We start from the raw sequence: 21468 nt of genomic DNA, 5'->3' as shown, positions 1-21468 counted from the left end.
GCGATCCTACGCCCGGACCGGCAGCGGCGTCAGCGTGCGGACTTCGGGAACGAGCGCTTCGCCGAACAGGTCGTGCTCGTCGCTGCCCATGATTTCGACATCCACGAAATCACCGGGCTTCAGCGCCAACTCGCCACCATTCTGGATCTGCACGACACCGTCGATCTCCGGCGCGTCGGCCTTCGAGCGCGCGATCGCGAGGTCGCCGTCGACGAGATCGACCAGGCAACGCTGCACCGTGCCGACCTTCGCCTCGAGGCGCTCCGCGGAGATCTCCGCCTGGCGCTCCATGAAGCGCGCGAGGCGCTCCTGCTTCACCTCTTCCGGCACCGGATCCGGCAACTCGTTCGCCGCCGCGCCTTCGACCGGCGAGTACGCGAACGCACCGACGCGATCGAGCTGCGCTTCGTCGAGGAAATCGAGCAACTCCTCGAACTCCGCCTCGGTCTCGCCGGGGAAGCCGACGATGAACGTGCTGCGCAGCGTCAGGTCCGGGCAGATGCGCCGCCAGTTCTGCACGCGCTCGAGCGTCTTCTCGACCGCACCGGGGCGCTTCATCAGCCGCAGCACGCGCGGACTGGCGTGCTGGAACGGGATGTCGAGGTACGGCAGCACCTTGCCCTCGGCCATCAGCGGGATGACGTCGTCGACGTGCGGATACGGATACACGTAGTGCATGCGAGACCACACGCCGAGCTGCGACAACCCTTCACACAGCGACTTCATGCGGGTCTCGTATTCGCGGCCGCGCCATTCGCGCTTGGCGTAGCGCAGGTCGACACCGTAGGCGCTGGTGTCCTGGGAGACGACGAGCAGTTCGCGCACGCCGCCCATCACGAGCTTCTCGGCCTCGCGCAGCACGTCGTCGACCGGGCGCGAGACCAGATCCCCACGCATCGACGGAATGATGCAGAAGCTGCAGCGATGGTTGCAGCCTTCGGAAATCTTGAGATACGCGTAGTGCTTCGGCGTCAGCTTGATGCCGACGTCGTTCGCCGGCAGCAGGTCGACGAACGGATTGCGCACCTGCGGCAGCGCCGCGTGCACCGCCGACATCACGCTCGCGTAGTCCTGCGGGCCGGTTATCGCGAGCACGTCGGGATGCGCCTCACGGATCACGTCGGCGCGCTTGCCGAGGCAGCCGGTGACGATGACCTTGCCGTTCTCCGCCAGCGCCTCGCCGATCGCGTCGAGCGACTCGGCCACCGCGCTGTCGATGAAGCCACAGGTGTTGACGACAACGACGTCGGCGTCGTCATACGTCTGCACGAGGTCATAGCCCTCGACGCGCAGCTGCGTGAGGATGCGTTCGGAGTCGACAAGGGCTTTCGGACAGCCGAGGCTGACGAAACCCACTTTCGGGTTCCGGATCGGGTTTTGGACGGACATGGCGGGGTCTCGGGGGCGGTCGGTGCGACGGCCCGGCAGGCGGCGACGTCGGTCGCAGCGGGCGTCCAGTATAACGGCCGGGGTCGGCCGCCCCGAGCGGCCGTAAATCGCATTCAGGAGGGCCGATGGGCACGTGGCAGGAACTGGAAACCCCGGAAGGCCGGGTACGCGCCTGGCACGCCGTGCCCGGCGGCGAGCCGGCCGGCGGCATCGTCCTCATCCAGGAGATCTTCGGCGTGAACGGGCATATCCGCGACGTCGCCGAGCGCTTCGCCGCGGAAGGTTTCGAGGTCGCCGCGCCGTCGCTGTTCGACCCCGTCGAACCGAACGTCGAGCTCGACTACGACGCCGCCGGCGTCGCGCACGGCCGCGAACTGGTCGGCAAGCTCGGTTTCGACAGGGCCATCGCGATCGTCGACGCCGCCGCCGGTTGGCTGCGAGGTCGCGGCCGCACGGTGGGCGCCGTCGGCTTCTGCTGGGGCGGCAGCGTTGCACTGCTGGCGAATACGCGACTGGCATTGCCGTCGGTGAGCTACTACGGCGCGCGCTCGATGCAGTTCCTCGACGAGCCGCTGCTCGCGCCGATGATGTTCCACTTCGGCGCGCAGGATTCGAGCATCCCGCCGCAGGACATCGAAACGCATCGCCACAAGCATCCGCTCGCGGAGGTCTACGTCTACGACGCGCACCACGGCTTCAACTGCGACCGTCGCGCCGACTACGACCCCACCGCCGCCGCGCAGGCATGGTCGCGCACCGTGCGCTTCTTCAAGGACGCACTGGCGTGAACGGCTGGACGCTGCATCCACAACTCGCGGCGGACACGCATTTCGTCACGTCGCTGCCGTTGTGCGACGTCCTGCTGATGAACGACGCACGCTGGGCGTGGCTCATCCTCGTGCCACGCATCGACGGCGCACGCGAATGGATCGATCTTGACCGCGGCGCGCAGCATCGCCTGTCGGACGAGGTCGCGCTCGCGAGCGAGGCGCTGCGCGACCTGCACGCGCCGCACAAGCTCAACGTCGCGGCGCTGGGCAATGTCGTCGCCCAGCTGCATGTGCATGTGATCGCGCGGTTCCGCGAGGACGCGGCGTGGCCGCGGCCCGTCTGGGGCGTCGGCGAAGCGGCGGCCTACGCGTCGCAGGTGCTGCCCGGTGTCATGCAGTCGCTGCGCGATCGACTCACGCGCAGCGAGTGATCGTCGCGATCAGGTCTTCGGCAACGTAACGCCGACCTGCCCCTGGTACTTGCCGCCGCGGTCGCGGTACGACGTCTCGCAGACCTCGTCCGACTGGAAGAACAGCATCTGGGCGACGCCTTCGTTCGCGTAGATGCGTGCGGGCAACGGCGTCGTGTTGCTGAATTCCAGCGTGACGTGGCCTTCCCATTCGGGCTCCAGCGGCGTCACGTTGACTATGATGCCGCAGCGCGCGTACGTGCTCTTGCCGAGGCAGACCACCAGCGTATCGCGCGGAATGCGGAAGTACTCGACGGTACGCGCCAGCGCGAACGAGTTCGGCGGGATGATGCAGACGTCCGACTCGATGTCGACGAAGCTGCCTTCGTCGAAATGCTTGGGGTCGACGATCGTCGAATTGATGTTGGTGAAAATCTTGAACTCGCGCGAGCAGCGCACGTCGTAGCCGTAGCTCGACGTGCCGTAGCTGACGAGCCGTTCGCCGGACGCGGAACGCTTGACCTGGCCGGCTTCGAAGGGCTCGATCATCCCCTTCTCCTGCGCCATCTGGCGGATCCAGCGATCGCTCTTGATGCTCATGGGGCGGCCCGTGCGGCAAAAAACGCATTCTAGCCGGTGGCGGCGATCCGCCGCCCGGCCTTATTCCCCCGCGAGGCTGATCGAGAGCGAGCGCGCCACGGTCGGACGACGCGCAATGGCGACCGCCACCTGCCGCGCGGCCGCAACGAATGCCTGGGCCGCCGCGGATTCGGGATCGGCCGCGACAATCGGCGCGCCGCTGTCCCCGTGCTCGCGGATGCCGCGCTCGAGCGGCAGGCTGCCCAGTAGCGGATAGCCGTAGTCGGCCGCCATGCGCGCGCCGCCGCCCTCGCCGAAGATGTGCTCGGCGTGGCCGCAGTTGCTGCAGACGTGCAGCGCCATGTTCTCAACGAAACCGAGGATCGGCACGTTGACCTTCTCGAGCATGCGCACCGCCTTGCGCGCGTCGAGCGTGGCCACATCCTGCGGCGTGGTGACGATGATTGCGCCTGCGACGGGAATCTTCTGCGCGAGCGTGAGCTGGATGTCGCCAGTGCCGGGCGGCAGGTCGAGGATCAGGTAGTCGAGATCGCCCCAGCGCGTGTCGTTGAGCAGCTGCGTGAGCGCCGACGTCGCCATAGGGCCACGCCAGATCATCGGCGTGTCCTGCTCGACGAGAAGACCGATCGACATCGCCTCGATGCCGTGTGCGCGCAACGGTTCGATCGACTTGTTGTCGGGGCTCTCCGGACGCCCCGACAGGCCGAGCATGGTCGGCACGCTCGGGCCGTAGATATCGGCGTCGAGGATGCCCACGCGCGCGCCTTCCTGCGCCAGTGCGACGGCGACGTTCACCGCCACCGTCGACTTGCCGACGCCGCCCTTGCCCGAGCCGACGACGATCAGGTTGCGCACCGCGGTGAGCGGCGACAGGCCGGGCTGCGGCGCGTGTGCGTCGATGCGCTGGCGGATCGTGATCGCGCCGGGCGTGAGGCTTGCACCGTGCAGCGCGTCCGCGATCCGGCGTTCGATGTCCGCGCCCATGCGTGACACGGGCACCTTGGCGACGACGTCGACGTGCGTCTTTCCGCCCTCCTGCCGAACACCGACACGACTGACAAGATCGTGCAGCGTCACGCCGGCGATAGGCGTATCGGTGGCGAGCAGAAGAGCTTCGGTCGTGTTGTCGGTCATGTCGTGGTCGCTGGAAGGGGCGCGACGTCGCGCATCGCACTCGGCAATTGTCGCCTGATGAGACCTGGACCACAGGTCGGTCGCTCGGAATGCGCTTGCCCGCCGGACGAGATGGCGGGTGTCGCGACGATCTCCAGGTTCCAGGTGGCCACCACGACCGACACAAGGCCGAGCGGTTTCGAGTGCACTGAGCGCCCTTGCGTGCTGCGCCGCACAAACAACCGTCACCGTACGCCTGCGTGCGCTCCCGGCGACGTTCGCGTCTGTCGACGCGCTAACGGATTGATCTGGAAGAACAAATCGCCCACGTAGGCAGGCCAGCCCGGCCCTGCAATGGCTACGTAACGAAATTTCATAGCGGCAGGCGGCCATCAGGACTCGCCAAATATTACGGAACTGTTAATTTCGGTCTCATCAGGGAGGGAACGCTACGGCCACGGAGGGGCTGCATATTTCGCTTTAGGGGAAAACGCATGTCTTCAAGCTCCAAGCGGCTGCAGCGCAGCCGCCTCGCCGCGTGTGTCATCGCGGCTTTGGTCGCATCGCCGGCGACTACCGCACTCGCTCAGCAGACGGCTACCGACGCCGCCGCCAGCCAGACCGCCAAGTCCGAGCTTGATCGCGTCACGGTCACCGGCTCGCGCATCAAGCGCGCCGAGGCCGAGGGCCCGTCGCCCGTCACCGTGATCTCCGCTGAGCAGATCTCGCGCGAGGGCTTCAACACGGTCCACGACGCGCTGCAGACCATCACGCAGAACACCGGCTTCGGTCAGAACGACTTCAACGCCGCAGGCGGCTTCACGCCGAACGCGAGCGTCGTCAATCTGCGTGGCCTCGGCCCGGGCCGTACGCTGCTGCTGATCAATGGTCGCCGGGCGAACGACTACCCGTTTCCCTACAACGGCCGCAGCAACTTCCAGAACCTCAACTCGATTCCTGCCGCGGCGGTCGAGCGCGTTGAAATCCTGTCGGGCGGCGCATCCGCGATTTACGGCTCCGACGCCGTCGCCGGCGTCATCAACGTCATCCTGAAGAAGAATTTCGAAGGTGACGTCATCAACCTCAAGGGGCAGACGTCAACGCGCGGGGGCCGTGATATCGGCGACCTGCAGTGGATCGGCGGGCGCACCGGCTCGAACTGGTCGGTCACCTACGCCTTCGAATCGTTCAATTCCGAGCCGCTGTTCGGCTACCAGCGCGACTTCATGGATTCGGCGGCGGACAACCCGGCGCCTCCGGGCAGCTATCCCGCGCGCGGCAGCTACGCCGGCAACGGCGTCGGCGGTTACCAGCCGCCGATCGGCATCCAGATCCGCGGCCAGGGCGTTCCAACGGCAGGGTCGTACCGCCAGCCGGCGGGTCGCAATTGCAGCGGCAGCCCGTACTACCGCCCGTGGACGTACACGAGCTCGGCGTCCGGCGTGACCCTCGGACCGGGTTGCGGCTTCGATCAGTCGCCGGCGTTCCAGACCGTCAAGAACGGCAACAACGACCTGTCGGGCTACATCTACGGCACGTACGCGTTCGACAACGGCGTCGAAGCGTGGTCGAGCATCATGGCGTACCACTCGAAGAGCGATCTCGGCGGCGGTACCGAACAGTGGTTCGGCGGCCCGCAGCCCAACGCGACCTTCTATGACCCGCAGTTCGGCATCCGCATCCTGCCGATCCGCACGCTGTCGCCCGAGTCGTACGGCGGCGTGAACGGTACCTTCCAGAAGTTCAAGGAAGACTCGATCGACCTCGCCTTCGGCCTTCGCGGCACGATCGCCGATCGCTTCGATTGGGACTTCACCATCGGCGGCGCGCGCTATGACGCCGTTCGCGATCGTCCGCGTATGACGGTCACTGGCGCGACGAACTACTTCCTCGGCCAGCGCCTCGGCACGACGGGCCAGGGTGCTTACGCGGGCCTCGCCGGCATTCCGAACGGCCAGCCGGTGTACCGCCTCAACCTCGACCACTTCTACGGTCCGATTACCGCCGCCGACTACGCGTCGATGTCGACGATGGTCCATTACGACGGCCAGTCCGAGAACGCGGCAGCCACGTTCGTGCTGAGCGGCGACCTGTTCGATCTACCGGCAGGTCCGCTGGGCTTCGCATCGGTGGTTGAAGCCTCCCACCAGAGCTACGACCTGGTCAGCGATTCGCGCATCTTCCCGAGCGTGCGTGAGATCTACAACCTCACGGGCACCGGCGGCGGCGGCAAGCGTGACCGGTATGCGGTCGGCACCGAATTCAACATCCCGGTGACCTCGATGCTCACGGCGACGCTGGCCGGTCGTTACGACAAGTACGACGACATCACCGACGTCGACGACGCGAAGACGTGGGCGGCGGGCCTCGAGTTCCGCCCGTTCAAGAGCCTGTTGCTGCGCGGCAACTATGCCACGAGCTTCAAGGCCCCGGACATGCACTACGTGTTCGCCGAGCCGAGCGGCAGCTTCGGCGCCATCACCGACTACGCGCGTTGCCAGCAGGCAGGCATCACGCCGGCCTCGTGCCCGGGCGCGGGTGCGACCTACAACTACTCCGCGTTCACCACGTCGCAGGGCCAGCCCTCGCTTCGCGAGGAAACGGGCAAGTCGTGGACGGCGGGTTTCGTGTGGGATGCCACCGACTCGCTCTCGCTGCAGGCGGACTACTACAGCGTCGACCTCAATGACGTGGTTACCGTCCAGTCGGGCACCGACATCCTCAATGCGGAATACGGTTGCACCACCGGCAAGTACCCGAACGGCGCGACGTTCCCGTATGCGTCGGGTTCCGAGTACTGCGCGGCCACGCTGAGCCGCATCTCGCGCGATCCGCTGACCGGCGCCATCACCGAGATCCGCAGCGGCCCGATCAACCAGGCGTTCCTGGGCACCAAGGGCATCGACGCGTCCGTCCGTTACCGGTTCGACGCCGGCAACTTCGGCGTGTTCCACACCGACCTGCAGTGGTCGCACGTGCTGGAGCAGACGTCGCGCGTGAAGGAAGGCGATCCGCTGCTGTCGTACCGCGACGACAACAGCAATGCCGACTTCCGCAGCCGCATCCGCTGGTCGACCAGCTGGACCAAGGGCGACTGGGATGCGACGGCGCTCATGACGCGCGAGGGCAGCTTCCCGGTGTGGCAGCCGGCAATCGCCGATGCGTACGGCATGGACAGCCGTATCGGGGCGCTCACGACCTGGAACCTGACGGTTGGTACGAAGATCACCGACGACATCTCGGTGCGCTTCAACATCAACAACGTGTTCGACAAGATCCACCCGAGCGATCCGACGATGAACACGTATCCGTACTTCTGGCAGGCCTATGACCCGGTCGGTCGCGAAGTCGGCGTCCAGCTGACGTACCACCTGAAGTAATACCAGCAGCAAGCGAAGGCCCGGGGACAAACCCGGGCCATCGCGTTTTCGGCACCGTGCTGAACAGCCGTAACGCCGCGCCCGTTGCACCGGAACGTTTCCGGTATAAAGACGCTACCCGAGCCTGGCGGCCGGGATTCCGACATGTCCTGAGGGGGACTCCATGCGCAAGACACTGCTGGCCCTGCTGGCCCTGGCTCCGCTCGCGGCCGGCGCCGCCGACAACTCGCCGATCGGTCGCTGGAAGACGCTCGACGACGAAACCGGCAAGGCGATGACGATCACCGAGATCTACCAGGCCCAGAACGGGACGCTGGCCGCCAAGATCGTCGAGAACCTCGGCCTGCCGCCGACCTGCGACGAGTGCAGCGGTTCCTACAAGGGCAAGCCCTTCGTCGGGATCGTCACGCTGTGGAACCTCAAGCCGCAGGACGGTGGTTGGGGCGGTGGCAACGGCTACAAGCCGTCGGACGACCGCAAGTTCAACGCCAAGTCGGTGAAGTTGCTGGACGGCGGCAACAAGCTCGAGGTGAAGGGCTGCGTCGCGTTCTTCTGCAAGACGGCAACCTGGGTGCGTGTGCACTGAGTCGCGCGTCCATATGACGTTTCCGAACGGCCCGGGAAACCGGGCCGTTTGCTTTCCGGCGGGCGGCTCGAAAACCGCGCGTGCGATACTTTCCGACCCCCTGCGCACGCGTCCGCCATGCCCCGCGAGATCCTCGTCACCTGTGCCCTGCCCTATGCCAACGGCCCGCTGCACCTGGGCCATCTGGTAGGGTACGTCCAAGGCGATATCTGGACCCGCGCCAAGCGCATGTCGGGCGACACCGTGCACTTCGTCTGCGCCGACGACACCCACGGCACGCCGATCATGCTCGCAGCCGAGAAAGCCGGCACGACGCCGGAAGCCTTCATCGCCGGCATCCAGGCCAGCCATGAGCGCGACTTCGCCGATTTCGGCGTCGCATTCGACCATTACGACTCCACCAACTCCGACACCAACCGCGAGCTGACGCAGTCGATCTACCGCGCGCTCGAAGCCGAGGGCCACATCACGCGTCGCGCCGTTGCGCAGCTGTTCGACCCGGTCAAGGGCATGTTCCTGCCCGACCGCTACGTCAAAGGCATCTGCCCGAATTGCGGCACGCCGGACCAGTACGGCGACAACTGCGAGCACTGCGGCGCGACGTACGCGCCCACCGAACTGAAAGAGCCACGCTCGGTGATCAGTGGCGCGACCCCCGAACTGCGCGAGTCGGACCACTACTTCTTCGAGGTGGGCCGTTTCGAAGCGTTCCTGCGCGAGTGGCTCGGACGCGACGTCGCGATTCCGGGCGTCAAGGCCAAGCTGCAGGAGTGGCTCGACGCCGAAGGCGGCTTGCGCGCGTGGGACATCTCGCGCGACGCGCCGTATTTCGGCTTCGAGATCCCGGGGCATCCGGGCAAGTTCCTGTATGTCTGGCTCGACGCGCCGATCGGCTACCTGTCGAGCTTCAAGGCGCTGGCCGCGAAGCGCGGCATCGATTTCGACGCCTTCCTGCGCGCCGATTCGTCCGCCGAGATGCACCACTTCATCGGCAAGGACATCGTCAATTTCCACGGCCTGTTCTGGCCCGCCGTGCTGCACGGCGCAGGCCTGCGCGCGCCGACCCGACTTCACGTCAATGGTTACCTGACGGTGGACGGGGCGAAGATGTCGAAGTCGCGCGGCACGTTCGTGATGGCGCGCACCTACCTCGATGCGGGCCTCGATCCGGAAGCGCTGCGTTACTACTTCGCGGCGAAAACCTCGGGCGGCGTGGACGACGTGGACCTGAACCTCGCCGACTTCGTGGCGCGCGTGAACTCCGACATCGTCGGCAAGTTCGTCAACCTTGCGAGCCGCTGCGCCGGCTTCATCGAAAAGCGCTTTGGTGGACGTCTCGCCGATACGCTGCCCGACGCCGCGATGTACGACCGCTTCGCCGCGCAACTGCAGCCGATCGCGGACGCCTACGCGCGCAACGAAGCCGCGACCGCGCTTCGCCTCACGATGGCGCTGGCCGATGAGGCCAACCGCTACATCGACGAGACCAAGCCCTGGGTACTCGCCAAGCAGGACGGCGCCGACGCCGACCTGCAGGCGGTCTGCACGCAGGGCCTCAACCTGTTCCGCGTGCTCGCCGTCGCGCTCAAGCCCGTGCTGCCGCGCGTTGCGGCCCAGGCCGAGGCGTTCCTGCGTGGGCCGGTGACCTCGTGGGGCGACGTCGCCGCACCGCTCATCGCGCGCGACATCGCGCCGTACACGCCGCTCTTCACCCGTATCGACCCGAAACAGATCGACGCCATGACCGACGCCAGCAAGGACACGATGCAGACCACCGACGCCAAAGCCGCAGCCGCTGCGCCCGCCGCGAAGCCCGAGGCCGCGCCTGCCGCGCCTGCCGCGACGACACATATCGGCATCGACGATTTCGCCAAGCTCGACCTGCGTATCGGCAAGGTGCTGGAGTGCGGCTTCATCGAAGGCTCCGACAAGCTGCTGCGCTTCCTGCTCGATGCCGGCGATCTGGGCCAGCGCCAGATCTTCTCGGGCATCCGCGGCTCGTACGGTGAGCCGGATCAGCTTGTCGGCCGCAGCGTCGTCTTCATCGCCAACCTGGCGCCGCGCAAGATGCGCTTCGGCGTGAGCGAGGGAATGATCCTGTCGGCCGGTTTCGACGGCGGCGCACTGTTCCTGCTCGACGCTGACAACGGCGCCGCGCCGGGCATGCCGGTTCGCTGACCGCAGCGGCGCGGTCGCGCCTCGACGTTCGATGCCCTCGCCTCCCGCCTTCGATGCTCCGCCCGACGCACTCGTCGAGCGGCTCGACCGCCTGTTGCCACAGACGCAGTGCGGACAGTGCGGTTTCGCCGGATGTCGCCCGTACGCGGAAGCGATGGCGCGCGGCCACGCGGATGTCGACCACTGCCCGCCCGGTGGCGACGAAGGCGCGCGCGCGTTGGCGCGCCTGCTCGGTGTCGTGCCGAAGCCCTACGACCGCGCGCGCGGCACCCACAAACCTCCGCAGGTCGCGCTGGTGGTCGAAGACGATTGCATCGGCTGCACGAAGTGCATCCAGGCGTGTCCCGTCGACGCGATCATCGGCGGCGCGAAACACATGCACGTCGTGATCGAACCGCTGTGCACCGGTTGCGAGCTGTGCGTGCCCGCCTGCCCGGTCGACTGCATCGTGCTGGTGCCCGCGGCCTGAGCCGCGTCGCCGGTCAGTGCGACGCGCTGCCCGATGCAGGGCACGCGGTGCAGATCCGCTCGACGCGATAGCCCTTCGCGCGCAGCATCGCGACCACGCCGTCGTCGCCCAGAAGATGCAGCGCGCCGACCACCACCAGCACGTCGTGCCCGCTGCCTTGCGCGAGCAACGCCTGCAGGCGCGGAATCCATGCGCGGTTGCGGTCGACGTTGAGGCGCTGGTACGTGACCGGCGTGAGCTCCGCCATCTCGTCGCGCGTCAGGCGTTCGAGTGTGGGGATATCGGCATCGCGCCACGCGGAATGCAGCTCGCCGAGCCGCGCGCCCGCGTTGTCGCCTTCGTCCACGAACTCGCGCAGCGACGCGATCTGCTCGGTGATCGGCGTACCGTCGAGCGTGGTCAGCTGTTCGCGCACCGTCTCCAGGCCGGTCGCGGGTTTTCCGGCCGCGCGCGCACGCGCCATGAGGTTGCGATCGAGCCCGTCTTCCGGCGCATACCCGCTGCGCTGGCCGAGCAGCGTCACCAGCATCGTGTCGATGAACCACGGTTCGAACGCGCCCATCTGCTCGGGCGGCAGGCCCATCGCGCGCAGGCGTCGGTCGAGCGGCGTCTTCAGATCGGCGGGCAGCGCGCGGTCGAGTGACGACGCCGGGTCCGATTTCGCCAGCCCCATCATCAACCCGGTGATGCCCGGATCGTCGAGGTCTTCGGGCGCGACTTCGAATACCAGCGACTCGGCATCGTCGAATGCGCGGTCGATGTCAGGCGACAACGGATAGTCGGATTTGGCGAGCAGGTGGAACGAGCCGAGCAGGTAGATGCTGTTGTCGGCGTCCGACACTTTCCACAGCAGCGGCACGGGCGGCGCGGTGGGTGCAGGCGCGACCGGCGTCGAACCCGCGACCGGGAGCGCGAGCAGCAGGCCGACGAGTGCGAGCGCATAACGATGCACGGCGCGCATCAGTGGCCGCCGTACGCTTTCTCGCCCGCCTTGATGGCGAGGTCGAGGCGATTCATCGGCGGCGGCAGCGGGCACGTGGCGAACGGCGTGAATGCGCATGGCGGGTCGTAGGCCTGGTTGAAGTCGATGACGACGTGCCCGTTCACCGGCGGCGCGGTGTCGACGAAGCGCCCCGCGCCATAACTGCCGTGCCCGCTGGTGCGGTCGGCGAAGACGAGGAACAGGCCGCCGTCATCGTTCGCGAGCGCTTCGAGGCGATAGCGGTTGCCGTTGCGCTTGAACTCGACATGGCCGGGATTCGGCGTCGGTTCGACCACGCCGATGATGTTGGCGATGTCGAGCGTCTGCCCGGACGGGTTGGGAACGAACGTCGCGTCGACGATCCAGTCGGGGCCACCGGGCCAGTACTCGAGACCGCGAAACTGCGTGCGAGTCGGCGCGTCGGCGTGCTTGACCCGCAGCGCATAGCGGTCGCCTCGGTGGATCACCGTCGCTACGCCCTTGCCTGCGTCGAAATTGATGACGCTCGCGCCGGCGGGATCGTCGTCGGCGCGCAGCGTCGTCGCCCGCGCCGGTTGGCCGTCGATCGTCAGGTCGGTCCGCGCGCCCGGCACGAAGCGGACACGGCCGGCGCGGACGTCGAACATGCCGAACTGCGCGGGCCCGACCGCCAGCCGGATGCCGTTGCCCGCTGCGCTGCCCGCGTAGTGCGAGCCCGGATCCAGCCAGTGCAGGCCGACCAGCGACGTCCAACCGTCAGGCTTCGTCAGTTCCGCGACGCGTTGCGCGCGCCATGCCTGCTCGGCTTGCAGATACGCCGCCGGCAATGCCTTCGGCTTCGGCGCCTGTGGATGCCGGTTGCACGCAACGAGCGCGATGCAGGCGGCGGCGAACAGGATGCGGGTCAGCGTCCGCGCAGGAACCATTTATCGATCTCCGCCAGCGAGAAGTGCGCCCAGGTCGGACGCCCGTGGTTGCATTGGCCCGAGCGTTCCGTCGCTTCCATTTCGCGCAGCAGCGCATTCATTTCGTGGATCGTCAGGCGACGGTTCGCGCGGACCGCGTGGTGGCAGGCCATCGTCGAGAGCAGTTCATCGCGCGCCGCGGCGATGCGTCGCGTCTCGCCGTGTTCGCGCAGGTCGGCGAGCACGTCGCGCAGAAGCCCTTCGGTGTCGCCGTTCGCGAGAAGTGCCGGCACGGCGCGCAGCACAACCGATTGCAGGCCGCTGCGCGAAACCTCGAAGCCGAGCTGCGCGAGCGTCTCCACTTCGCGTTCGGCGACGTCGGCTTCACGTTCGGATACCGCGACGGTCTGCGGCACAAGCAACGGCTGCGTGCGCAGGCCTTCGCCGTCATGCGCGTTCTTGAGCTTCTCGTAGCCGATGCGTTCGTGCGCCGCGTGCATGTCGACGACGATCAGCCCGTCCGCACACTCGGCGAGAATGTAGATGCCCTGCAGCTGCGCGAGCGCATAACCGAGCGGCGGAAGCGTCGGCTCATCGTTCGCCGCAGGCGTGGGCAGCGACGACATCGACGCGGACACCGCCCGTTCCGGCGACGCATACAGCGCTTCGTACGCCGCGCGCGTCTCCGCGACCTGCAGGCCAAGTGGCGACTGCCGCATCGGCGGCGACCACGCAGCCGACGCCGGCATCGGTGCAGCCGGCGCGCCGAACGTCGCGACGCTCGAACCCGCACGCGTTTCCGCAAGAACACCTTGCAGCGTGCGATAGACGAAGTCGTGGATCAGGCGGCTGTCGCGGAAACGCACCTCGTGCTTGGCCGGATGCACGTTGACATCGACGCGTCGCGGATCGAGCGAGAGGAACAGCACGTAGGCCGGATGTCGACCGTGGAACAGGACATCGGCGTACGCCTGACGGACGGCATGTGCAACGCCGCGATCGCGTACCGAACGTCCGTTGACGAACAGGAATTGCTGGTCGGTGCTCGCGCGGTTGTAGCTCGGTTCGGCGATCCAGCCCTGCAGCCGAAGGCCGCGGCCGTCGCCGAGATCGCCATGTTCGACGCGCAGCGAATGCCTGACGAAATCGGGGCCGAGCGCCTCGTGCAGGCGTTCGCCCGACAGCAGGTCGCGCTCGCCTTTCCAGCGTCGAGACGGCTTGCCGTTGTGCGACACGCGCAACTCGACGTCCGGTCGTGCAAGCGCGAGCTGCCGAAGCCAGTCCTCGATATGCGACAGCTCGGTGCGTTCGGCGCGCAGGAACTTGCGACGTGCGGGCACGTTGTAGAACAGGTCGCGCACTTCGACGGTGGTGCCATGCGGGTGCGCGCGTGGCGACGCCGCGCCGATGTGGCCGCCGTCGACTTCGATCGCCGTCGCGTGTTCCGCGTCGCGCGTGCGCGACACCAGCGCGAGCCGGCTCACCGACGCGATCGACGGCAACGCCTCGCCGCGGAAACCGAGCGTGGCGACGCCTTCAAGGTCGTCGAGAGATGCGATCTTGCTCGTCGCATGGCGCTGCACCGCGAGTGGCAATTCGTGCGGATCGATGCCGAGTCCGTCGTCGCGGATGCGGATCAGGCGGATGCCGCCGTCCTCGAGGTCGATGTCGACGCGACCGGCCCCGGCGTCCAGCGCGTTCTCGACCAGTTCCTTGACCACGGACGCGGGGCGCTCGACGACCTCGCCGGCAGCGATCTGGTTGATGAGGACGTCGGGGAGTTGTCGGATCGGCACGGCGGAGTTCATCGCGCTCGCGCGCGGTCACGGCCGTCGATGATAGACGCGCGGCACGCCGGCCGCGCGGTCGGGCGTCTCAGCGCGTGCCGCCCGCGGAGCCGCTGCTGGCGAGCGGCGGCGACGCCATCTGCGCAGCGAGCATCGTGCCCGGCGGCGGCGTGCGCACGAAGTAGCCGTTGACCCCGCTGAACACCGCGCGCGCGATCGCCGACTGCTGCACCGGGTCGGTCAGGCGCTGCTCTTCGTCGGGATTCGAGATGAACGCGGTCTCGACCAGCATGGCCGGGATATCGGACGTGCGAAGCACCGCGAAATTCGCGCGTTCCACGGTCGACTTGTGGTTCGGCCCGAGGCGCGCGAGACCCGACAGCACCTGTCCGGCGACGTCTTCCGAGGCTTTGAGGTTGCCGCTCTGCGTGAGGTCGAGCAGAACCGACGCCAGCGTGTTGCCCGGCTCGACGGGCACGCCACCGATGAGGTCAGCCGAGTTTTCCTTGTCCGCCAGCCAGCGCGCGCGCTGCGACGACGCACCCTTCAGCGACAGCACGAACACCGACGAGCCGCGTGCTGCCGCGTTTTCCGCAGCGTCGGCGTGAATCGACACGAACATGTCCGCGCCGGCGCGCTTGGCCAGGCGCGCACGTTCGTTGAGCGGAATGAAGAAATCGGAATCGCGCGTCAGGTAGGCCTTGTAGCCCGGCGTCGCGTTGACCTGCCGCGCCAGTTCGCGCGCGATGGCCAGCGTCACGTCCTTCTCGCGGCGACCCGTCGGGCCGTGCGCGCCCGGATCCTGCCCGCCGTGGCCCGCATCGATCGCGATCACAAGCGGACGCAATGGACGGCCCGCGGCGTCGCGCAGCGGCCGCGTCGGCACGGTCGTGGTCACCGGCGGCGGCGTGTAGGTCGAAACCGGCGCAATCGTGGACGCCGCAGGCATCGCCGAGGTGTCGACGCGCGCTGGTGCCGGAAGCGGAGCCGGCGCCGTGGACGCGCTCGAAACGCCCGCGACGAGCCGATCAAGCGCGTTCGCCTGTGGCGAAGTAGCGGCCGGCGCCGGGATCACAGCAGCCGGAACGCGCTGCGCCGGTGCATCCATCGCGACGAGCGCGCCGGCGGAGGACGGCGGGGTTTCGACAACGGGTGAGCTCGAGGTGGTCACCGGCGCCGAGGACGCGACGTCCTCGTCGCCCGGCCATTCGATCACCAGGCGCGTGCCGTTCGCTGACGGCTCGATCTGCGGCTGGAGCGCGGCTATCGGCTGCGCGAGGTCGAACACGATGCGCGCGACGCCAGGCTCGGGCTGGCCGTAACGGACGCTACGCACGACGCCGGCCGGTGCGGGAAGCGACGCGCCGCGGCGTACGGACGATGCCGGCAGGTCGACCACAAGGCGGTCGGGACCGGCGAGATGGATGAGGCGGTAGTCGGCAGGCGCGCCATCGAGCGCGATTTCAGCGCGGGTGCCGGTGGCCCCGCGGCTCAGCTGCACGGACCGTATTTCCGCCGCCTGCGCGAGATTCCAGGCCAAGGCGGCGATGAGAGCCGCGCCCAAAATCAGTTTCTGCACAGTGTCGGCCTTCACGCGCATGGCCGTAGTCAACCACCGTGCGGCGCCCAATGCAAGCTACTTTTTCCTTTCTAATCCGTGACCTGCCGCCGATTCCTCCGTCAGGCGTGAAGATCGCCGGAGGTGAAGGCGGCCAGTGCGTTCGTCAGCCACCGGTCAGAGCCGGGTAAACAGGGCGTTATTTCGACGTTGCGGCCCGTTGCCGACAGTTCGAGATCGACACGCAGATCGGGCGCAGGCAGCGCGGCGCCGCCCCGCTCCGGCCATTCGACCAGCCACAGGACCGCATCGGCCGGGTCGAGGCCGAGAAAGTCGAGTTCGCCCGGGTCGCCGATTCGATAGAGATCGAGATGGAGGGCATCGCCACCGGCGATCGGATAACGCTCAACCAGCGTGTAGGTCGGGCTGCGGATCGCGCCGGTGACGCCGAGCTCGCGCAGCAGCGCGCGCGCCAGAGTCGACTTGCCCGCGCCCAGGTCGCCGTGCAGATGCAGGACGCCGCGCGCCGGGCGCGTTCGCGCCAGCGCGCGACCGAGCGCGGCAGTGGCTTCGGCATCGGCAAGTTCGAATTTCATGCGGGATTGGCGAGGCGCCGCAGCGCCGGCATCAGGTCGACAGGCAACATTCCGCGCTCCCCGTCCTGCGAAGCGATGTCGGCCGCGGCCGAATGCAACAGCGCGCCGCAGCAGGCGGCATCGAACGTGTCGAGGCCCTGCGCGCGCATGGCGCCGATGACGCCGGCCAGCAGATCGCCCGTGCCGCCCACGGCCATGCCGGGATTGCCCGCATCGAGAATCACCGGCGTGGCCTCCGGCCCCGCGATCACCGTGCCGGCGCCCTTGAGCACGACCACTGCGCCGTAGCGATCGACGAGTTGCGTCGCCGCGCCCATTCGGTCGCGTTGGACGACATCCGTGGTGACGCCGAACAGACGCGCCGCTTCGCCCGGATGGGGTGTCAGCACCGCACCCTTCTTGACCTTGAACCCGTGCCGCGCGACGAGGTTGAGCGCGTCGGCGTCGTAGACCGTTGCGACGTCGCTGTCGAGCACGTGATGCAGGTGCGCGAACCCCCAATTGCCCTGCCCCAGCCCGGGTCCGATCACCACGACATCCGGCCACTCGGCGTCGAACTCCTCCGCCTCGGGCACCGCCATCGCTTCGGGCAAGCGCGCAAGCATCGGCGCAACGTGCATGTCACGCGTATGCACGCGCACCAGCCCCGCACCGGCACGCAACGCGCCTTCCGCGCACAACAACACGGCGCCCCCACTACCGTGATCGCCGCCGATACAGGCGACGCGACCGTTGTCACCCTTGTGACTGTCGCGACCGCGGCGCCGCAACCAGCGCGCGAGCGCGTTGACGGATGCGAGGCGCGCGCACGGCGTCGGCATGTCGACGGATGCCGCGACCTCCAGTGGCGCGCACGCGATGACGCCTGCGCGATCCAATGCCGCGCCGGTTCGCAGCACCGCCTTCGGCAGAAGAAACTCCAGCGTGGACGTCGCCTGCACGGCGACGCCGGTGACGCCGCGTGCGTCGACGCCGCTCGGCACATCGAGCGATAGCACCGGCGCACCGTGCGCGTTGATGGCGTCGATCAGCGCGGCGGCCTCCGCGCGCGGCTCGCGCGACAGGCCGATGCCGAACAGTGCATCGACGACGACGTCCGCGCCGGGCAACTGACCCATCCACGCATCGAGACGCGCGCCCGTCTCGACGTAGCGATCCCGCGCAGCGCTGGCGGCGATGTGCGCCGAGCCGGTCGGTCGATATTCGACTACGGCGACGTCACGGCCCGATGCCTGCGCCAACCGCGCCAGCACGAAACCGTCGCCGCCATTTCCACCCGCGCCGCACACGACAAGCAGACGTGTCGCGGCCGGCCACAGCTCGAGCACGCGTTGCCAGGCCAGCTGCCCGGCGCGCTCCATGAGGATCGATTCGTCACCGACGGCGGCGATCGCGGCCGCCTCGAAGCGCCGCACTGAATCGGTGTCGAACAGCGGCGGAAGGTCGCGCATCGGCCGATTCTATACTTGGCCCATGAGCCTCGCGCCCGTGTCCGATGCGCCCGCCGATCTCGCCGCCATCGGCGCGCGGGTGCGCGAACTCGCGCTCGAGATGGGCTTCCAGCGCTGCGGCATCAGCGGCGTCGAACTTGAGGAAGACGAAGCCTTCCTCGCCGACTGGCTCGCCCGCGGCCTGCACGGAACCATGGACTGGATGGCGCGCCACGGCGCCAAGCGCGCGCGTCCGGCGGAACTTTTGCCCGGCACGCTGCGCGTCATCAGCGTTGGGCTGGACTACGGGCGCCGCGACGACAATGAGGCGTGGACCACGCTCGAAGATGGCGAACGCGCCTACGTCGCGCGTTACGCACTGGGTCGCGATTACCACAAGCTCATGCGCGGCCGCCTGCAGAAACTCGCCGACCGCATCGCCGCGGAGATCGGGCCATTCGGGCATCGTGTGTTCGTCGATTCCGCGCCTGTCCTGGAACGCGCGCTGGCGCGCAACGCCGGGCTCGGCTGGATCGGCAAGCACACCTGCCTGATCGACCGGAACGGCGGCTCGTGGTTCTTTCTCGGCGAGATCTACGTCGACATCCCGTTGCCGGTCGATCGACCAGCAACAGCGCACTGCGGCAGCTGCACGCGTTGCATCGACATTTGCCCGACGCAGGCGATCATCGGCGCGAACCGGTTGGATGCGCGCCGCTGCATTTCCTACCTGACGATCGAGCACGAAGGCCCGATCGATCCGGAGCTGCGCCCGTTGATGGGCAACCGCATCTTCGGCTGCGACGACTGCCAGCTGGTCTGCCCGTGGAACAAGTTCGCGCGTCGCACCGACGAGCCCGACTTCCGCGCGCGAAACGACCTCGACACCGCGACGCTGCCCGAGCTGTTCGCGTGGACGGAAGACGAGTTCCTTCGCCGCACCGAAGGCACCGCGATCCGCCGCAGCGGCCATTCGCGCTGGCTTCGCAACATCGCGATCGCGCTCGGCAATGCTCCGACGTCGCGCGCGGTGCTGACGGCGCTCGAAACACGCCGCGATATTGACGATCCCGTTGTCCGCGAGAGCGTCGAGTGGGCGCTGGCACGACACGCTCGACACACCGCCTCCTGAGGACCGCATGGCGACCGACCCCGGCACTGTCGAATTTCTTCTGGACCAGCTCGGCACGCGCGGCGCGTCGTACAGCACGCGGCGCATGTTCGGCGAGTACTGCCTGTATCGCGAAGGCCTGCCCGTCGCGTTCGTCTGCGACGACGTGCTGTTCATCAAGGACACGCCCGCGGGCCGGGATTCGATGTCCGCGGCCGGGCTTCTCGATTTCGGCCCGCCCTACCCGGGTGCGAAGGATTACCTGCGCCTGCCGCCCGATGGCTGGGATGAGGGGCAGTGGTTGCGCGGACTGCTCGACGCGACCGCCGCGGCACTACCTGCGCCGCGCGTCAGGAAAGCGGACCTAACGCCGGGCGCGAACGCGAAAAAGACGCATGCGACGAAGGCGGCGCCGAAGGTGAGAAAACCCTCGTTTGTGAAGAAGCCTTCGACAGGAAAACCGACAACGCCGGCAAAGAAGACGAGCTCGGTGGCGAAAACGCCAGCTAGGAAAGTGGCGAAGAAATCTGCGACGACGGCCAAGGCGACGAGGTCTGAATCGCCTTCGGCCCGTCGCACTCGAAAGGTTTGAGCGTCGACGAAAGACGCGGGCCGCATCCGGATGCGCGCATCCGTCGCTACACCGACATGAACCTCATATCGCACACCGATGCGCGTTCCACCTACGAAGTGCGTGCCTTCGAGCGCGTCTATCGCTGACGCGCGATCTCGTCGATCAACGCCCGGGTCACCGGATCCTGCGCTTCCGACTCGCCGCGAACCGCCGGCAGCAGCGCGTTCGCGATCTGCTTGCCGAGTTCGACACCGAACTGGTCGAACGCATTGATGTCCCAGACGATGGATTGCAGATAGACGCTGTGCTCGTACATCGCGATCAGCGCACCGAGCGAGCGCGGCGTGAGCGCATCGAGCAGCAACATCGTGCTCGGCCGGCCGCCCGGGTAGCGACGATGCGGGTCATCGCTGTCCTGCCCGTTCGCGAAGGCCTCGCTCTGCGCCAGCAGGTTCGACAGCAGCGCGTCGTGGTTGTCGCGATACGGCGCGTCGGCGTTCACCACGCCAACGAAGTCACACGGCACCGGGGTCGTGCCCTGGTGCAGCGCCTGGAAAAAGCTGTGCTGCGTGTCCGTGCCCGGCCCGCCCCACCAGACCGGCACTGTGGCGACGTCGAGCGGCGAGCCGTCGACATGCACCGACTTGCCGAGGCTTTCCATCACGAGCTGTTGCAGGTAGTTCGGCAACAGGCGCAGGCGCTCGTCGTACGGCAGCACCGCATGGCTGGCGAAGTCGAGCGCATTGCGGTTCCACACCGCCGTCAATGCGTGCCACGCGGCGAGGTTGCGCCGCACCGGTTCACGCAGGACGTGCGCGTCCATCTCGGCGGCGCCAGCGAGCAGCGCTTCGAAGCCGTCCATGCCGATCGCGATCGCGATCGGCAGGCCGACGGCCGACCACATCGAATAGCGGCCGCCGACCCAGTCCCACATCGGCAGGATTCGCTCCGCGGGAATGCCGAACTCGGCGGCGCGCGCGACGTTGGCGCTGATCGCGTAGACGCGCGAATCGTCGCCGAGCCACTCGCGAAGTACGCGACCGTTGAGCAGCGTTTCCTGCGTGCCGAACGTCTTGGAGATCAGCAGGACCGCCGTGCGGCTGGGGTCGAGCCGGGCGAGCACGCGTTGCGCGGCGTGGCCGTCGACGTTCGAAAGGAAATGCACGCGGATGCGCGAGCTGCCCGCGGGCGTGAGCGCATCGGCGGCCAGTCGCGGGCCAAGATCGGATCCGCCGATGCCCACGCTGACGACGTCGGTGACGCCTGACGCCGCGATCGCGTCGACCACCGCGCGCATCGCGCCGCGCGCTTCGCGTGCCATGCCGTGCGAGGAGCGCGCGACGTCACTGTCGACCAGATCGCTACGCAACGCGGTGTGCAGGGCCGGACGGCGTTCGGTGACATTGACCTGCTCGCCCGCGAACAGCGCCTGCAGGCGACCATCGAAATCGAGTGACTCGCCGAGTCGGAACAGTGCGTCCAGCGCTGCGCGGTCGTAGCGTTGGCGGGCGAAGCTGGCGTGGATCGGGCCAACGCGCAGCGTGAAATCACGTGCGCGTTCGGGATCGTCGGTGACGAGATCGCGAAGCGGTGTCCGGGTGACGCGCGCCGCCTCGGCGCGCAACGGGCTGAGGCGGTCGACGATGGACAT

General features: G+C 67.9%; 19 protein-coding genes. 9 read left to right on the top strand and 10 right to left on the bottom strand.

From position 1 onward, the window contains the following. Positions 1–6: 6 nt before the first annotated feature. Positions 7–1389 carry a 30S ribosomal protein S12 methylthiotransferase RimO gene (rimO, locus tag ACKTTN_RS07945; protein ID WP_407909320.1) on the bottom strand — a complete coding sequence of 461 codons (1383 nt, stop codon included), beginning with the start codon at positions 1387–1389 and terminating at the stop codon, positions 7–9. A 125-nt stretch (positions 1390–1514) separates the two neighbouring features. On the opposite strand from rimO, the gene ACKTTN_RS07940 reads away from it, so the two are divergent. Together ACKTTN_RS07940 and ACKTTN_RS07935 are read left to right on the top strand one after the other, a co-directional pair. Further along, positions 1515–2177, top strand: coding sequence for a dienelactone hydrolase family protein (locus ACKTTN_RS07940; RefSeq protein WP_407909319.1), 663 nt, complete (start codon positions 1515–1517; stop codon positions 2175–2177). Beyond that, the gene (locus tag ACKTTN_RS07935) at positions 2174–2590 is read left to right on the top strand and encodes an HIT domain-containing protein (RefSeq protein WP_407909318.1); all 417 of its coding nucleotides are present in this window, start codon (positions 2174–2176) and stop codon (positions 2588–2590) included. Before ACKTTN_RS07940 ends, ACKTTN_RS07935 begins: the two co-directional genes overlap by 4 nt. Positions 2591–2599: 9 nt before the next feature. On the opposite strand, the gene dcd is transcribed toward ACKTTN_RS07935, so the two are convergent. Together dcd and apbC are read right to left on the bottom strand one after the other, a co-directional pair. Continuing rightward, positions 2600–3169 (bottom strand): dCTP deaminase, encoded by a 570-nt coding sequence (gene dcd / locus ACKTTN_RS07930; protein WP_027082954.1) that lies wholly within the window; start codon positions 3167–3169, stop codon positions 2600–2602. A 60-nt stretch (positions 3170–3229) separates the two neighbouring features. Next, positions 3230–4087 carry an iron-sulfur cluster carrier protein ApbC gene (gene apbC / locus ACKTTN_RS07925; RefSeq protein WP_407910042.1) on the bottom strand — a complete coding sequence of 286 codons (858 nt, stop codon included), beginning with the start codon at positions 4085–4087 and terminating at the stop codon, positions 3230–3232. A gap of 689 nt (positions 4088–4776) precedes the next feature. Here apbC and ACKTTN_RS07920 point away from each other — a divergent pair. The 4 genes from ACKTTN_RS07920 to rnfB all read left to right on the top strand — a co-directional run bounded on the left by ACKTTN_RS07920 (position 4777) and on the right by rnfB (position 10895). Beyond that, positions 4777–7662, top strand: coding sequence for a TonB-dependent receptor plug domain-containing protein (locus ACKTTN_RS07920; RefSeq protein WP_407909317.1), 2886 nt, complete (start codon positions 4777–4779; stop codon positions 7660–7662). 163 nt (positions 7663–7825) lie between these two features. Beyond that, positions 7826–8248 carry a DUF2147 domain-containing protein gene (locus ACKTTN_RS07915; protein WP_407909316.1) on the top strand — a complete coding sequence of 141 codons (423 nt, stop codon included), beginning with the start codon at positions 7826–7828 and terminating at the stop codon, positions 8246–8248. Between the two features lie 117 nt (positions 8249–8365). After that, a complete protein-coding gene (gene metG / locus ACKTTN_RS07910) occupies positions 8366–10426 on the top strand; it encodes a methionine--tRNA ligase (protein WP_407909315.1) in 2061 nt (686 codons plus the stop codon). A gap of 31 nt (positions 10427–10457) precedes the next feature. Continuing rightward, positions 10458–10895 carry an Rnf electron transport complex subunit RnfB gene (rnfB, locus tag ACKTTN_RS07905; RefSeq protein WP_407909314.1) on the top strand — a complete coding sequence of 146 codons (438 nt, stop codon included), beginning with the start codon at positions 10458–10460 and terminating at the stop codon, positions 10893–10895. A gap of 13 nt (positions 10896–10908) precedes the next feature. On the opposite strand, the gene ACKTTN_RS07900 is transcribed toward rnfB, so the two are convergent. The 6 genes from ACKTTN_RS07900 to ACKTTN_RS07875 form a co-directional block, all read right to left on the bottom strand. Then, the gene (locus ACKTTN_RS07900; protein ID WP_407909313.1) at positions 10909–11856 is read right to left on the bottom strand and encodes a TraB/GumN family protein; all 948 of its coding nucleotides are present in this window, start codon (positions 11854–11856) and stop codon (positions 10909–10911) included. Continuing rightward, the gene (locus tag ACKTTN_RS07895) at positions 11856–12782 is read right to left on the bottom strand and encodes a DUF1684 domain-containing protein (protein ID WP_407909312.1); all 927 of its coding nucleotides are present in this window, start codon (positions 12780–12782) and stop codon (positions 11856–11858) included. Before ACKTTN_RS07895 ends, ACKTTN_RS07900 begins: the two co-directional genes overlap by 1 nt. Continuing rightward, the gene (gene mutL / locus ACKTTN_RS07890; protein ID WP_407910041.1) at positions 12761–14557 is read right to left on the bottom strand and encodes a DNA mismatch repair endonuclease MutL; all 1797 of its coding nucleotides are present in this window, start codon (positions 14555–14557) and stop codon (positions 12761–12763) included. Before mutL ends, ACKTTN_RS07895 begins: the two co-directional genes overlap by 22 nt. A 79-nt stretch (positions 14558–14636) precedes the next feature. Continuing rightward, the gene (locus tag ACKTTN_RS07885; protein ID WP_407909311.1) at positions 14637–16148 is read right to left on the bottom strand and encodes an N-acetylmuramoyl-L-alanine amidase; all 1512 of its coding nucleotides are present in this window, start codon (positions 16146–16148) and stop codon (positions 14637–14639) included. 80 nt (positions 16149–16228) lie between these two features. Further along, the gene (tsaE, locus tag ACKTTN_RS07880; protein WP_407909310.1) at positions 16229–16702 is read right to left on the bottom strand and encodes a tRNA (adenosine(37)-N6)-threonylcarbamoyltransferase complex ATPase subunit type 1 TsaE; all 474 of its coding nucleotides are present in this window, start codon (positions 16700–16702) and stop codon (positions 16229–16231) included. Then, positions 16699–18153 carry an NAD(P)H-hydrate dehydratase gene (locus tag ACKTTN_RS07875; protein ID WP_407909309.1) on the bottom strand — a complete coding sequence of 485 codons (1455 nt, stop codon included), beginning with the start codon at positions 18151–18153 and terminating at the stop codon, positions 16699–16701. Before ACKTTN_RS07875 ends, tsaE begins: the two co-directional genes overlap by 4 nt. Positions 18154–18175: 22 nt before the next feature. Between ACKTTN_RS07875 and queG the strand changes: the two genes are divergently transcribed. From queG to ACKTTN_RS07860, 3 genes are read left to right on the top strand one after another with little or no spacing between them, the layout of a single operon-like run. After that, complete coding sequence (gene queG / locus ACKTTN_RS07870) at positions 18176–19264, top strand: tRNA epoxyqueuosine(34) reductase QueG (RefSeq protein ID WP_407909308.1); 1089 nt, start codon at positions 18176–18178, stop codon at positions 19262–19264. Positions 19265–19271: 7 nt separating this feature from the next. Then, positions 19272–19835, top strand: coding sequence for a TfoX/Sxy family protein (locus tag ACKTTN_RS07865; RefSeq protein ID WP_407909307.1), 564 nt, complete (start codon positions 19272–19274; stop codon positions 19833–19835). Continuing rightward, complete coding sequence (locus tag ACKTTN_RS07860; RefSeq protein ID WP_407909306.1) at positions 19832–19963, top strand: hypothetical protein; 132 nt, start codon at positions 19832–19834, stop codon at positions 19961–19963. The genes ACKTTN_RS07865 and ACKTTN_RS07860 overlap by 4 nt, the downstream gene beginning before the upstream one ends. On the opposite strand, the gene pgi is transcribed toward ACKTTN_RS07860, so the two are convergent. Continuing rightward, on the bottom strand, positions 19954–21468 hold the full coding sequence (gene pgi / locus ACKTTN_RS07855; RefSeq protein WP_407909305.1) for a glucose-6-phosphate isomerase: 1515 nt from the start codon (positions 21466–21468) through the stop codon (positions 19954–19956). The two genes, ACKTTN_RS07860 and pgi, sit on opposite strands and share 10 nt — an antisense overlap.

The organism is Lysobacter claricitrinus (genome assembly GCF_045866565.1).
Lineage (GTDB): Bacteria > Pseudomonadota > Gammaproteobacteria > Xanthomonadales > Xanthomonadaceae > Cognatilysobacter > Cognatilysobacter claricitrinus.
Note: the sequence above shows the minus strand (reverse complement) of the source record. Positions and strands in the feature narration are given on the sequence as shown.